Origin of the sequence: Streptomyces sp. NPDC102270 (assembly GCF_044766405.1) — a bacterium.
GTDB lineage: Bacteria > Actinomycetota > Actinomycetes > Streptomycetales > Streptomycetaceae > Streptomyces.
This window is the reverse complement of the sequence record NZ_JBIWLX010000007.1, coordinates 123,586-137,274: the sequence shown is the minus strand read 5'-3', so window position 1 is coordinate 137,274 and position 13,689 is coordinate 123,586. Positions and strand designations below refer to the sequence as shown.

The window sequence follows — 13,689 nt, the reverse complement described above, 5'->3', positions numbered from 1 at the left end:
TGAACTCTAGCGGATTCCGGGGCCATCACAAAAACGCGTTTGCGCAGCGTGCTGCGGTGCGCATGTCGACGTACGTGGTCAGGGCGCCTTCAAGGACATGGCCAGGTCACCCACAGGACACCCGCCATAGACTCGGCCACGTGCTCGACCTAGCTCCTCTCGCCCGTTTTGGCGACCGCGTCGCCACCGGTCTCCTCGATGTCACCAGCGATCCCGCGGCCCTGGACTCCAGCGGCTTCTGGGCCGTCGCCGCGGACTTCGAGGGCGGTCTGACGTGCGCCCGCTTCGCCGACGTACGCCGGGAGCCGGTGCCCGCGCCGCGGCCAGGGGCGTGGCGCGGGCCCGCGGCCGGTGACTGGACGTCGTCGCTGGATCGCGCCGCGTACACCGAGGGCGTACGGCGGATCCGCGCGCACATCGCCACCGGTGAGGTCTACCAGGCCAACCTCTGCCGTGTCCTGACCGCGCCCGTCGCGCCCGACGCCGACGTGGACGCGCTGACCGCGCTGCTGGCCCGCGGCAACCCGGCGCCGTACGCAGGAACGATTCGGCTGCCCGGACACGGGGTGGAGATCGCCACCGCGTCCCCCGAGCTGTTCCTGCGCAGGACGGGGCGGATCGTGGAGTCGGGGCCGATCAAGGGGACCGGGCGGACCGAGGACGACCTGCTGGCCAAGGACTACGCCGAGAACGTGATGATCGTCGACCTGGTCCGCAACGACCTGGGGCGGGTGTGCGCCACGGGCAGCGTCACCGTTCCCGACCTGTGTGCCGTGGAGAAGCATCCGGGGCTGGTCCATCTCGTGTCGACCGTGCGGGGCGAGCTGTCCGCGGGGGCCGGCTGGGCCGAGCTGTTCGGCGCCGCCTTCCCGCCCGGCTCGGTCACCGGTGCGCCCAAGTCCAGCGCCCTGCGGATCATCGACGCCCTGGAGACCGCGCCCCGGGGGCCGTACTGCGGAGGCGTCGGCTGGGTCGACGCGGACCGGGGTACCGGGGAGCTGGCCGTCGGCATCCGCACCTTCTGGATCGATCGCGCCGCAGGAGTGCTGCGCTTCGGGACCGGCGCCGGGATCACCTGGGGATCCGACCCCGAGGGGGAGTGGCGGGAGACCGAGCTGAAGGCGTCCCGGCTGCTCGCGGTAGCGTCGGGGACGTACGAGGCGAGTGGAGGGACCTTTACGTGAAGATCTGGCTCGACGGCGGGCTCCAGGACAGCGAGACCGCCCGCGTCTCCGTCTTCGACCACGGGCTGACCGTGGGCGACGGCATCTTCGAGACCGTCAAGGCGGTGGACGGCCGTCCCTTCGCCCTCACCCGCCATCTCGACCGGCTGACGCTGTCGGCGCGGGGCCTCGGGCTGCCCGACCCCGATCACGACGAGGTCCGCCGCGCCTGCGCCGCCGTACTCGAGGCGAATCCGATGCCGCTCGGACGACTGCGCATCACCTACACCGGCGGCCACGGCCCCCTCGGATCCGACCGGGGCGAGCACGGGCCGACGCTGGTGGTCGCCCTCGGCGAGTCCGCCCCGCGACCCGACTCCACGGCGGTGATCACGGTGCCGTGGACCCGTAACGAGCGAGGGGCCCTCACCGGGCTCAAGACCACCTCGTACGCCGAGAACGTCGTCGCACTCGCACGCGCGCGTGCGGCCGGTGCGTCCGAGGCGCTGTTCGCGAACACGGTCGGGCAGCTGTGCGAGGGCACCGGGTCGAACGTCTTCGTCGTGCTCGACGGCGAGATCCACACCCCGCCGCTCGCCTCCGGCTGCCTGGCGGGCATCACGCGCGCGTTGACCGTCGAATGGACCGGGGCCAAGGAGACCGACCTGCCGCTGGACGTCCTGGAGCGGGCCGACGAGATCTTCCTCACCTCGACCCTGCGGGACGTCCAGGCCGTCCACCGCGTCGACGCGCGCGAACTGCCGGGCGCGCCCGGCCCGGTGACCGCCAAGGCGCTGCGGATCTTCGAGGAGCGGGCCGGGGACGACCTCGATCCGTAAAGGCCCGGGATATTGGGCTGCTCCGGCGCGCGGCAGCGGGTAGAACTCCGGTGATGACCACCACCCTGCGGCCGACCGAGCCGCTGCAGCGCGGCTCCGACGGGGCGCTGTCCCGCCACTACACGGTGTGCGTGAACAGCCGTCCCGTCGGGGCGATACACCTGGCGACCCACCCGGCCTTCGGAGCGGCCGTCGCCCAGATCCGGGACCTGCGGATCGACGAGCCGGACCGCAGGCGCGGCCGGGGCACGGTCGCCGCGCTCGCCGCCGAGGAGGTGGCGCGGGGCTGGGGATGCGGGCAGCTGGAGATCACGGTCCCCGCCGACGCCGAGCCCGCGCTGCGGCTCGCCGCCATGCTCGGCTACGTCCACCGCAACCGCGGCATGCAGAAGACGCTCGGTGCCGACGCGCCCGAACTGCCCGCGGGCAGCCGGGGCAGGCCCATGACGGAGGCCGAGTTCGGGCGGTGGGCGGAGCGCGGTATCGAGGAGTACGCCAGGGACTGGGCCGACCGCGGGGTGCCCGAGACCGAGGCGAGGGCGAGGTCGGAGCGGGACAACACATGGTTGACGGAGCGCGGCCCCGCGACCGAGGACGCGCTGTTCAGCGTCCTGGAACACGACGGGGTCCGGGTCGGGATCCTGTGGGTGGAGTTCACCGGCGCCACCATGGCCTCCGTCTACGACGTCGAGACCGAGGAGCCCTTCCGCGGCCGCGGGCACGGCCGGTCCCTGATGCTGCTGGCCGAGGCCCAGACGATCGCCTCCGGCAGACGGGTCCTGGGCCTCAATGTCTTCGCGGGCAACACCCCGGCCGAGCGGCTGTACGAGTCGCTGGGGTACGTGACGGTGGGTTACTCGATGTACAAGAGCCTGCTCTGAGGCCGGCTCACTCCTGCCCGGCGAGCAGCCGGTCCACGATCTCCTCGATCCGCTCGCGCAGCCCCTCCTGGCTCTTGCCGCCGTCGAGACGCTCGCCGTCGATGACATACGTCGGTGTCCCGCTCACGCCGATCGCCTTGCCCTCGGCCTGGTCGGCGTCCACGATCAGGATGTGCCGGCCGTCGATCAGCGCGGTGTCGAACTCCTCGGCGTCGAGGCCCAGTTCACGGGCAACCTCGACGAGGAAGGGTTCTCCCTCACGGTCCAGCTTCTCGACGCGGCCGAGCACCGCCTCGACGAACTCCCAGCCCTTGCCCTGCTCCAGCGCCTCCTCGGCGGCCTGCGCGGCGGCGAAGGAGTGCTTGTGCTTCTCCAGCGGGAAGTGCCGCAGCCGCAGCTCGAGGCGGTCGCCGTAACGGGCACGCAGGGTCCGGACATCGTCCAGCGCGTCACGGCAGTCCGGGCACTGCAGCTCGCACCAGACATCGAGAACGGGCGCGGCGGGACGGACGGGGGAGGGGTCGCTCATGGGTCCAGTCTCCCAGCCCGTGCCCACCCGGCCCAATCGCCCCCGGCCGTCCGTGACGCCATCCGCCGGCCCGACCGGTACGGCCCCGACCGGCACCTGCGGAGGAGGTGACCCGGAGATGTCCCTGATGTCCTGCCGGGGCATGGCCCGGTGGGGGCCGGGAGGTGCAGGATGGAGAGGGACGAAGCGGCACCTTGCCGATCGAGCCCCGCCTGGAGGACCGGATGATTGCCGAGACCGTCTGTTCCGCCGTCGCCGCGGCCGGCCTGGGCATCGCGGCGGTCACCGCGTACCGGAAGCGTTTCCTCGCGGCGACCCGTATCGCCGCCTACTCCCTCGTCCCGCTGGGTCTGGTGATGACCGGCGTCGTCGACTGGCTCGCCGACACCGCCTTCAGCCCGACCGCGTGGGCGGGCTTCGGTGTGCTCGGCCTGTCATGGGTGCTGTTCTCGACCACGCGCGCGCTGGAGCGCCGCCGCGGCGGCACCCGCAAGGAGCGCAGGGCGGCGGCCCGTGGCGCCCGGCAGGAGGCGGTGGCCCCCACGGCCTCCGCGCCCTCCCTCGGCCCGGCCGCACGCACCCCGGCGACCCGCCCGGCGGGCAAGACCGGGGCCACCGGGTCCGCCGCGGACGACTTCAGCGACATCGAGGCCATCCTCAAGAAGCACGGCATATGACGGTCGCGTGGTGAACTGAAACGTTCGTAGACGGATCGGCGTCGGTCCGTAAGTGATCACGACCCGAAACGGACATCACGGAATCCGGCGAACTCCCGCCCATTTCGGGCGTGTTGATCGCGGCGGGGTCGAGGACTGCGCCATCATCGCCGCGAGATGCTGGACACGAAACAGAGCGATACCGCGCCGCCGCAGGACGAGCCGCGTGGATGCCTCTTCGCCCTTTCCCAGCCACCGCTGATGATCTTCCTTGCGGTGATCGGGTCTCTTCTGCTCATGGCTGCGCTGCACGACCTGCTGCTGCTCTGAGCCGTACCCGTGGGTCCCCGGCGTCACCCGCCGGGGCCCACGTCGACACCCCGCCCGGACTCCGTCCCCGCCCGGTCTCCTGTCCCCGTCCGGACCTCAGCCCGCGGCCTCCTTGCGCCGCGCCCGGTAGGCGGCCACATGCAGACGGTTTCCGCAGGTCCGGCTGTCGCAGTAGCGCCGCGAGCGGTTGCGGGACAGATCGACGAAGGCCCGCCGGCAGTCGGGGGCCTCGCAGCGCCTCAGCCGCTCCTGCTCCCCGGCCACCACGAAGAACGCCAGCGCCATCCCGCAGTCGGCCGCCAGGTGGTCGGCGACGGAGGCGCCCGGCGCGAAGTAGTGCACATGCCACTCGTAGCCGTCGTGGTCCGTGAGCTGGGGAGTGGTGCCCGCGGCGGCGACCAGTTCGTTGATCAGGGCGGCGGCGGCCCGGGCGTCCGGGGCGGCGAAGACCGAGGCGAACCGCCCGCGGATCTTGCGCACGGCCGACAGGTCGAACTCCGAGAGCACCCCGACCCCACTGATCTCGTGGTTTCGTACGAAATCCTCGAGCGCCCCCACATCCGGCAGCGCGTCCGGCGACGCGTCGTCCTCCGGTGCGGTGTTCACCAGATCGACCACGGTGTCGAGGGCGCACCGGGTGTCGTGGGTGATCAGCACGATTCGCTCCCTGGCCTGGGGGTCGGGCGAACGCCCGCCGATGCTGGCCGATGGTAGTGGCTCGCCGGGGCTCGGTGGCGGGCAGCACGACAGGCGCGCGGGGGGGGGGGGGGGGGGGGCCCCCCCCCCCCCCCCGGGCGGGGGGGGGGGGGGGGGCGGCCCCCCCCCCCCCCCCCCCCGCCCCGCGGCCGCGGGGGGGGGGGGGCGCCCCGGGGCGGCGGTGGGGGGGGGGGGGGGGGGGGGGGGGGGGGGGGGGGCCCCCCCCCCCGGGGGGGGGGGGGCCGCCCCCCCCCCCCCCCCCCCCCCGCCTGTCGTTCCTTATGCAGTTGTACCTGCCCGAGCCGTCTCCCCGAGTGGACGGCGCCGGGCGGCTCTGTGGGGCCTCGCCCTAGCTTTCCGCCAGGATGTGCGAGAGCTCCTGATCCAGATCGAAGTGGCGGTGCTCCGTGCCCGGGGGCACGGCGGCGTCCGTCCGCTTCAGGAACGACTCCAGGGCCCGCGCCGGGGCCTCGAGCAGTGCCTCGCCCTCAGGGGAGCTCAGGGCGATGCAGACGACGCCCTGACCGTGACTGCGCGACGGCCAGACTCGGACGTCGCCGGTCCCGGTGGGCCGGTGGAGGCCCTCCGCGAGGAGGTCGCGGGCGAACACCCACTCGACGGTCTCCTCGGCTCCGGTGTGGAAGGTGGCGTGCACGGCGTAGGGGTCGGCCGTGTCGTACCGCAGGCCTGCGGGGACAGGCAGGGAGGACTCGCTCGACACAACGAGGCGCAGGTGCAGCTCGCAGCTGACCGTGGTGTTCATAAGCGCCAGGGCCTTTCGCTCAGTGTGCGCTCGGGGATTCGCACGTCGGCGAAATCGACATGCCACCTACGGTGCCGTTGTAAACCCCTCTGAGTGTTTTGCGTGCCTTTACGTAACTCTTCCGGCCGAGGACCTCTTGGGGAGGTACGACCATTCCGGTGACCGGTTTCTCTCCGGTAGGGTTCGGCTGTATGAATACGGGGAGTGACGAGCCGCGCGAGGCCGCCGTGGCGCGTGATGAGCAGAGCGGCGAGAAGTCGGACAAGGTGCACGACGAGCAGGGGCTCGGCTCCAAGGCGCCGGAATTCATCAAGTCGCGGCGGCTGCTGCACCTGAGCTGGCAGGTCCTGGTCTTCGTCATCGGCCTGGCGGTCGTGGTGGCCGGCATCATCATGCTGCCGCTGCCGGGACCCGGCTGGGTCGTGATCTTCGGCGGTATGGCGATCTGGGCGACCGAGTTCGTCTGGGCCCAGCTCGTGCTCCGCTGGACCAAACGCAAGGTGACCGAGGCGGCCCAGCGCGCCCTCGATCCCAAGGTGCGCCGCCGCAACATCATCCTGACCTCGGTCGGTCTGGTGATCATCGCCGCGGTCCTCGGTGTCTACCTCTGGAAGTTCGGCTTCGAGATGCCCTGGAACATCAAGGACCAGTGAGCCGCGAGGGGGTGCCCGGGCTGTCACCGCTGGTCACAGGCACCCCCTGACATGGGGTAATGTTCTTCCTGCGTCCGGGCGATTAGCTCAGTGGGAGAGCGCTTCGTTCACACCGAAGAGGTCACTGGTTCGAACCCAGTATCGCCCACCCGGACCGACGGCCCGTCTGCGAGATCGCGGACGGGCCGTCGGCGTGTGCGCACACCGATCCGAAGGCCGGGGGCTGCCGGCTCCGCTTCGCGTGACGGTCCACGGAGGCCCGTGCCGACGCCCGCCCTTTTTCGGCCGCCCGTCGAGGTCGTAGGACGGCCTGCGTGGTGTTCGATCGGCCGGTCTCCCGTCTCTCACCTGGGGCATCGTCAGTTCCCCGGTGCCTCTCGGTGGTTGGAGGCGCTCCTGTCTCTCACCGCACTCACAATAAATTCCTGTCCGAATCATTGACGCGCCTCCGGGGCCTCCGTAGCTTGTGCCAGCAAGCGCTTACTTGAAACGATTCATGCGTGCGGCGACGCTGCGGGGAGGGGACCGACTGTGGGAACCAGCAGGAATGTTGAGAGGCGAACGATCCTGAAGGCGGCGGGGGCGACAGCGGCGACGCTGGGACTGGCCGCGACGACGGGATGCGGTGGCGACAGCGGCAGCTCCGGAGACGGGACGGTCACACTCCGTTACGCGTGGTGGGGTGGCGAGCCGCGCACCATCGCCATCAAGAAGACGATCGCGCTCTTCGAGAAGAAGTATCCGAAGATCAAGATCAAGCCTGAATTCACCGACTATCAGGCGTTCTGGGAGAAGTTCCAGACCCAGGCCTCCGGTGGGAATCCGCCGGACGTATTCCAGAATGCGATCGGCTTCCTGCGGAAGTACGACAAGCGCGGTGTTCTGCTCGATCTCAAGTCGCAGGCGGACTCCGGGAATCTGAGCCTGGACAACTTCCGCAACGGCGTTCTGGCGAACGGTCAGGTCGACGGCAAGCAGATCGGCATACCCGTCGGCGCCAACACCATGGCGCTCGTCATCGACCTCAAGGCCTTCAAGAAAGCGGGCGTGGAGCCGAAGTTCGGCTGGACCTGGGACGAGTACTTCGCCGCGCTCCAGACGATCCAGGACAAGCTGAAGATCGCCGGTGACACCGGTTACCACGCCATCATGTACCTGTACGACCTGTATCTGCGTCAGAACGGCAAGGCGTTCTTCACCGACTCCGATCTCGGTTTCACCGAGGACGATCTGACGCAGTGGTGGACGGACGCGTACAAGCGCGTGAAGTCCGGGCTCGTCGCCGACCCCAAGAAGATCGAGCAGGTCCAGCCCAAGTCGGGTCTGTCGGCCGGGCTCGCCGCGGCCGAGTTCACCTGGGACAACTTCTCCATCCGCTACGAGGGCGAGGGCGAGTCGGACTACGGGCTCGCGCCGATTCCCACCACGGACGGCAAGCACACCGGCCAGTACCTCGGTTCGCTGATGCTCAGCGCCTTCTCCGGGACCAAGCACCCCAAGGAAGCCGCCCAGTTCATCTCCTTCATGGTCCACGACCCCGAGGTCGGCAAGATCATGGGCTACGACCGCGGCATCCTCTCCACGACCGAGCAGTACGACGCGTTCACGCCCACCGACGCCCAGAACAAGGGCGTCAAGGCGTACGAGGAAGAGGTCGCCAAGGCAGGCGTGCTCGGGAAGATCACCCCGCACCCGTCCGGCGCCGACGTCATCGAGGCGGCGTTCCTGCGGATCGGCGGCGAGGTCTCCCAGGGCAAGACCAAGCCGGCCGACGCCGCCAAGGCGCTGTTCAGCGAGGCCAAGGCCGCGTTCGCGGGCTGAGGGGACGTACCACCATGACGCTCGTCAAGGAAGCGCCCGTGCGCCCGGCGAAGAAGCGGCCCGCCGCTCCCGCCGCCGGGCGGCGCGGGCGGCGCCGCGAGAACATCGCCGGCTATCTCTTCATGTCGCCGTGGATCGCGGGATTCCTGGTGCTCACGGCGGGGCCGATGATCGCGTCGCTGTACTACGCGTTCACCCGCTACAACCTGTTCACGCCGCCCGAGTGGGTGGGCTTCGACAACTTCACGACCATGTTCCAGGACCCGCGCTGGCAGAAGTCGGTCGAGGTCACCCTGAAGTACGTCGTCGTGGCCACACCGCTGAAGCTGCTGCTCGCGCTCGGTGTCGCGCTGCTGCTCGCGCAGAAGCGGCGCGGGCAGGGGATGTACCGGGCCGCGTTCTACATGCCCTCGCTCATCGGCGCCAGCGTCTCCGTCGGCTTCGTGTGGCGGGCGCTGTTCTCCGACGACGCGATCGTGGACCGCACGCAGAAGGTCTTCGGGCTGAACGTGGGCGGCTGGATCGGCAACCCGGACTACGTCCTCTACGCGCTGGTCGCGTTGAGCATCTGGCAGTTCGGCGCGCCGATGGTCATCTTCCTCGCCGGTCTCAAGCAGGTTCCGCAGGAGCTGTACGAGGCCGCCGAGATGGACGGGGCCGGTCCCCTGCGGCGGTTCTGGAACATCACGCTGCCGATGATCTCCCCGGTGCTGTTCTTCAACGTGCTGCTGGAGTCCATCCACGCGTTCCAGGTGTTCGGGTCCGCGTACGTGGTCTCCAACACCCAGTGCGGGCCGGCCGACGCCACCCTCGTCTACACCTGTTACCTCTACCAGAAGGGCTTCAAGGAGGCCCAGATGGGCTTCGCCTCCGCGATGGCCTGGTCGCTGGTGGTCGCGGTGGCGCTCGTCACGGCGGTCCTGTTCTGGTCGCAGAAGAAGTGGGTGCACTACGAGGAGGCCGCCAAGTGACCACTGTCAGCACCCCCGCGGCGCGCACCGCCAACGAGCGGCGGCGCACCGGTTCCCTCGCCTGGCACGTGGGCGCGCTCGCCGTCCTCGCGGTCGTCCTGTACCCGGTGATCTGGGTCCTCGGGGCCTCGTTCAAGCCGAGCAAGGACATCATCGCCAGCATCGACCTGCTGCCCGCCAAGCCGGTCTGGGCGAACTTCTCCGGGCTCGCCGACGGCATCTCCGGCATCTCCATCGGCACGTTCTTCACGAACTCCCTGATGTACGCGGGACTCGCCGTCGTCGGTGTCGTGCTGTCCAGCTCGCTGACCGCGTACGCCTTCGCCAAGATCCGCTTCGCCGGGCGGAACCTGCTGTTCACGCTGATGATCGGCACCCTGCTGCTGCCGTACCACGTGCTGCTCATCCCGCAGTACGTGATGTTCCGCAAGCTGGAGCTCACCGACACCCTGGTGCCGCTCGTGGCCGGCAAGTTCCTGGCGACGGAGGCGTTCTTCGTCTTCCTGATGGTGCAGTTCATGCGCGGGCTGCCGCGGGAGCTGGACGAGGCCGCCAAGCTCGACGGCTGCGGGCACTTCAGGACCTACTGGTCGATCGTGCTGCCGCTGTGCCGCCCGGCCCTCATCACCAGCGCGATCTTCACCTTCATCAACGCGTGGAACGACTTCATGGGCCCGTTGATCTACCTCAACACCCCTGACAAGTACACCGTCTCGCTCGGCCTGATGATGTTCCGCGACCAGGAGGGCATCTCCAACTACGGGAGCATGATCGCGATGTCGCTGGTGGCGCTGGTGCCGGTCATCGCCTTCTTCATGGCCTTCCAGCGCTACCTCATCGACGGCATGGCGACGTCCGGACTGAAGTGAGGCGGTCAGCATGGCGCAAGCACGTGTGAAGGCCCGCAGGGCGTCCGTCTTCGGCGGCGAGCGCTTCGCGCTCTTCGCCGAGTCCCTGCTCACCGGCGTGTGGATCGCGGTGGCCTGTCTCGGTCTCGTCACCTACCCCGCGGCCTTCGCCGCCGGCGCCCGGCACCTGCGGCGGCGCACGGGCCACGAGGGCGGCGGCTGGCGGGAGTTCGTCGCGGACTTCCGTACGGCCGTGCGCCGCGGGTGGCTCGTCGGGATCGCGGGGTGGGTCGCGGCAGCCGCGGTCTGGGTGGACGTCCAGGCCGCGCGGGCCGGGATCCCCGGCGGCCCGCTGGTCGGGGCCGTCGGACTGTTCGCGCTGATCGGCCTCGCGGTGGCCGGGCTGCGCGCGGCGGCGGTCTGGACACCGGGCGCCTCCTGGCGGGCGCTGCTCGCGGAGGCCGTACGCCGGACCCTGCGCGACCCCGCCGGGTCCTTCCTGATCGTCGCCGGCCTGGCCGTCGTGGCCCTGTCCGCGGGGTTCCTCGCGCCGCTGGCGGTCCCGGTCCTCGGGGCCGTCGCGGCGGCGGCCGTCGCCGTGGAGGAGCGCTACCGGCGCCGCTGACGGGCGGCGCCCTCGTCACCAGGTCGGCGCTCTCGGCGTCGTACCTCTCTCTGTCATGCCCCTGACCAGCCTGTCCATGGAAAGGAACGGTCATGTCCCCCATCCCCCGCAGGTCCATCCTCAAAGCAGCCGCCGTCGCCGGTGCCGCCGCGCAGTTCAGCTGGGCGCTAGGGACCAAGGCCGCGCAGGCCGCGCCCAGAGCCGCCGAGGCCGACGACTCTCCCGTGACCCTGGACTGGCTGGAGGACGGCGGTCTCGGTGCCGCACCCGGCTCCACCGTCGGTGTCCCCTGGCCCAGGGGCGTCTACCGGGAGGGCCAGAAGTTCGCGGTCCAGGACGCCGACGGCAAGGCCGTGCCGGTGCAGTCCTGGCCGATCGCCTACTGGCCCGACGGCTCGCTCAAGTGGACCGCCCACGCCGTCAGCTCCGGCAACGGCAAGCTGTCGCTGAGCGCCGGTGACGCCGCCGCACCCGACAAGAAGGTCACCGTCGACAAGAGCGGCGGCACGATCACCGTCTCCACCGGTGTCATCACCGCGAAGATCGGGAAGTCCGGCGCCACCCTCATCAAGTCCGTCACCCGCGGGTCGACGGAGATCGCCAAGAACGGGCGGCTCGTGCTGATCCGCCAGCCCGAGATCGAGGACGAGGACCAGGGCACGGTCAAGACCGAGCGCTTCGAAGGGGCCATCTCCGAGGTCACCGTCGAGCAGTCGGGGCCGGTCCGCGCGGTCGTCAAGATCGACGGCAAGCACCGCAAGGGCAGCCGGAGCTGGCTGCCGTTCTCCATCCGCCTCTACTTCTATGCGGGCGCCGACTCCTTCCGCATGGTGCACACCATCACCTACGACGGCACCCAGGAGCCCGGCAAGGCGAGCGGCGACTTCATCCGCGGCCTCGGCGTCCGCTTCACCGTGCCGATGCGCGACCAGTCCTACGACCGCCACATCCGCATCGGCGGCGAGGGCACCGGTCTGCTGCGCGAGGCCGTCAAGGGCATCACCGGGCTGCGCCGCGACCCCGGCATCGCCGTGCAGGAGGCGCAGTACGCCGGCAAGAAGCTGCCCGACCCCGCCACCTGGGACCAGCGGGTCACCACGCGGCTCCAGTACATCCCCGAGTGGGGCGACTACACCCTCTCCCAGCTCTCCGCCGACGGCTTCACCGTGCGCAAGCGCACGAAGAAGGGGCACGGCTGGATCGGCGCCGGCGGCGGCAGGCGGGCCTCCGGGTTCGGTTACGTCGGTGGCGCGAGCGGCGGATTCTCCTTCGGCCTCAGGGACTTCTGGGAGCGGCACCCCTCGCAGCTCGACATCCGCGACGCCCAGACCGACGAGGCCGAGGTCACCCTCTGGCTCTGGTCGCCCGAGGCCCAGCCCATGGACCTGCGCTTCTACCACGACGGCATGGGCCAGGACACCTTCGCCGAGCAGCTCGAGGGCCTCAACATCACCTACGAGGACTACGAGCCGGAGTTCGGCACGCCCTACGGCATCGCCCGCACCTCGGAACTGCTGTTCTGGGCCAACGAGTCGACGCCGTCCCCGGAGGCCCTGGCCCAACAGGTCGAAGCCGTACAGGTGTTGCCGCAGCTCGCCGCCCCGCCCAAGCAGCTCATCAAGGCGAAGGTCTTCGGGCCGGGCCTCTACTCCGAGCCCGACCGGTCCACGCCCGCCAAGGCGAAGATCGAGGACCACCTCGACTTCCTCTTCACCTACTACAAGGGCCAGGTGGAGCAGCGCCGTTGGTACGGCTTCTGGGACTACGGCGACATCATGCACACCTACGACACCGTCAGGCACCAGTGGCGGTACGACATCGGCGGCTACGCCTGGGACAACTCCGAACTGTCGCCGGACCTCTGGCTCTGGTTCGCGTACATCAGGTCGGGTCGCGCGGACATCTTCCGGTTCGCCGAGGCCATGACCCGGCACACCGGTGAAGTGGACGTGTACCACCTGGGCCAGTGGGCCGGACTCGGCACCCGGCACGGTGTGCAGCACTACGCCGACAGCGCCAAGCAACAGCGCATCGCCAACACGACGTACCGCCGCTACTACTACTTCCTCACCGCGGACGAGCGCGTCGGCGACCTCATGCACGCCAACGTCGACTCCGACGAGACGTTCCTCGTGCTCGACCCGCTGCGCAAGGTCCGCACCGACCCCTACACGCCCGACCGGCATGCCCTGTCGGTCGGCTTCGGCACCGACTGGAGCGGGCTGGTCTCGGCCTGGCTGACCGAGTGGGAGCGCAAGGGGCCGAAGTGGGAGAAGGCCAAGGCGCGCGTGCTGTCCACGATGGAGGGCATCGCCGCCCAGCCCAACGGGTTCGTGCAGGGCAGCGGGCTCTACGACCTCGACACCGGCAAGTTCGCGGTGGCCTCCACCCCGGTCGTCGGGGTCTCGCACCTGTCCGCCGTGTTCGGCCTCAACGAGCTGTGCGCCGAGCTCATCGACCTCGTCGACATGCCGAAGTTCAACGAGGCGTACTTCGACTACTGCCGCTACTTCAACGCGACCAAGGCCGAGCAGGCGGCGCGGTACGGCTCCAACTTCGGATCGCTGCTGCTGTTCCAGGGACACTCGCGGCTGGACGCGTACGCCGCCGTGAAGACCGGGGACGCGAAGCTGGCCGCTCGCGCGTGGGACAAGTTCTACAACTCCGACGGGTACAAGGAGTCGGCGCCCTGGAAGACGGAGGCGTTGACCGGGCCGGTGTCCTTGGTGGCGGGCAGCGAGGCGGCCTGGGTGGCGACCAATGACACCGCGCTGTATGGCTTGGCCGCCATCGAGAACCTGGCGCTTCTCGGGGACAAGATGCCGTAGCGCTTGTGTCGTGGGGAACTGCGCGTCCGTCGTGGCTGGTCGCGCCCGCGCGGCGGGGCCGCATATCCAATGCGGCCCCGCGCTCC

The 13,689-nt window shown here is 70.2% G+C and carries 14 protein-coding genes and 1 tRNA gene; 12 read left to right on the top strand and 3 right to left on the bottom strand.

What is annotated here, in order from left to right; all coding sequences use genetic code 11:
- Positions 1-140 precede the first annotated feature (140 nt).
- The 3 genes from ACIRP7_RS15745 to ACIRP7_RS15735 are packed head-to-tail and all read left to right on the top strand — an operon-like array spanning position 141 to position 2,883.
- Positions 141-1,184, top strand: coding sequence for a chorismate-binding protein (locus ACIRP7_RS15745; protein ID WP_403658744.1), 1,044 nt, complete (start codon positions 141-143; stop codon positions 1,182-1,184).
- Positions 1,181-2,002, top strand: coding sequence for an aminotransferase class IV (locus ACIRP7_RS15740; RefSeq protein WP_403658741.1), 822 nt, complete (start codon positions 1,181-1,183; stop codon positions 2,000-2,002). Before ACIRP7_RS15745 ends, ACIRP7_RS15740 begins: the two co-directional genes overlap by 4 nt.
- 50 nt (positions 2,003-2,052) lie before the next feature.
- Positions 2,053-2,883, top strand: a complete 831-nt coding sequence (locus tag ACIRP7_RS15735) for a GNAT family N-acetyltransferase (protein ID WP_403658738.1) — start codon at positions 2,053-2,055, stop codon at positions 2,881-2,883.
- A gap of 7 nt (positions 2,884-2,890) precedes the next feature.
- Here ACIRP7_RS15735 and ACIRP7_RS15730 read toward each other — a convergent pair whose 3' ends face one another.
- Complete coding sequence (locus ACIRP7_RS15730; protein ID WP_403658735.1) at positions 2,891-3,412, bottom strand: DsbA family protein; 522 nt, start codon at positions 3,410-3,412, stop codon at positions 2,891-2,893.
- A gap of 224 nt (positions 3,413-3,636) precedes the next feature.
- Between ACIRP7_RS15730 and ACIRP7_RS15725 the strand changes: the two genes are divergently transcribed.
- Both ACIRP7_RS15725 and ACIRP7_RS15720 read left to right on the top strand, forming a co-directional pair.
- Positions 3,637-4,089, top strand: a complete 453-nt coding sequence (locus ACIRP7_RS15725) for a hypothetical protein (protein ID WP_403659568.1) — start codon at positions 3,637-3,639, stop codon at positions 4,087-4,089.
- A gap of 156 nt (positions 4,090-4,245) precedes the next feature.
- The gene (locus tag ACIRP7_RS15720) at positions 4,246-4,398 is read left to right on the top strand and encodes a hypothetical protein (protein ID WP_020117509.1); all 153 of its coding nucleotides are present in this window, start codon (positions 4,246-4,248) and stop codon (positions 4,396-4,398) included.
- A 96-nt stretch (positions 4,399-4,494) separates the two neighbouring features.
- Here the strand turns inward: ACIRP7_RS15720 and ACIRP7_RS15715 are convergent, their stop codons facing one another.
- The gene (locus ACIRP7_RS15715) at positions 4,495-5,055 is read right to left on the bottom strand and encodes a CGNR zinc finger domain-containing protein (protein WP_403658731.1); all 561 of its coding nucleotides are present in this window, start codon (positions 5,053-5,055) and stop codon (positions 4,495-4,497) included.
- Positions 5,056-5,443: 388 nt separating this feature from the next.
- Complete coding sequence (locus tag ACIRP7_RS15710) at positions 5,444-5,857, bottom strand: SsgA family sporulation/cell division regulator (RefSeq protein ID WP_004002642.1); 414 nt, start codon at positions 5,855-5,857, stop codon at positions 5,444-5,446.
- Between the two features lie 191 nt (positions 5,858-6,048).
- Between ACIRP7_RS15710 and ACIRP7_RS15705 the strand changes: the two genes are divergently transcribed.
- The 7 genes from ACIRP7_RS15705 (at position 6,049) to ACIRP7_RS15675 (ending at position 13,603) form a co-directional block, all read left to right on the top strand.
- Positions 6,049-6,510: a TIGR02611 family protein gene (locus ACIRP7_RS15705; protein ID WP_403658728.1), complete on the top strand. Its 462-nt coding sequence runs from the start codon at positions 6,049-6,051 to the stop codon at positions 6,508-6,510.
- A 76-nt stretch (positions 6,511-6,586) separates the two neighbouring features.
- Positions 6,587-6,658 (top strand) — tRNA-Val (locus tag ACIRP7_RS15700).
- Between the two features lie 383 nt (positions 6,659-7,041).
- Complete coding sequence (locus tag ACIRP7_RS15695; RefSeq protein ID WP_403658725.1) at positions 7,042-8,331, top strand: extracellular solute-binding protein; 1,290 nt, start codon at positions 7,042-7,044, stop codon at positions 8,329-8,331.
- 14 nt (positions 8,332-8,345) lie between these two features.
- Entirely contained in the window at positions 8,346-9,302 is a 957-nt protein-coding gene (locus ACIRP7_RS15690) for a sugar ABC transporter permease (RefSeq protein ID WP_352390014.1), read from the top strand.
- On the top strand, positions 9,299-10,171 hold the full coding sequence (locus ACIRP7_RS15685) for a carbohydrate ABC transporter permease (RefSeq protein WP_403658721.1): 873 nt from the start codon (positions 9,299-9,301) through the stop codon (positions 10,169-10,171). The genes ACIRP7_RS15690 and ACIRP7_RS15685 overlap by 4 nt, the downstream gene beginning before the upstream one ends.
- A gap of 10 nt (positions 10,172-10,181) precedes the next feature.
- Positions 10,182-10,775, top strand: coding sequence for a hypothetical protein (locus tag ACIRP7_RS15680; protein WP_403658718.1), 594 nt, complete (start codon positions 10,182-10,184; stop codon positions 10,773-10,775).
- A gap of 92 nt (positions 10,776-10,867) precedes the next feature.
- Positions 10,868-13,603, top strand: coding sequence for a Tat pathway signal sequence domain protein (locus ACIRP7_RS15675; RefSeq protein WP_403658715.1), 2,736 nt, complete (start codon positions 10,868-10,870; stop codon positions 13,601-13,603).
- Positions 13,604-13,689 lie beyond the last annotated feature (86 nt).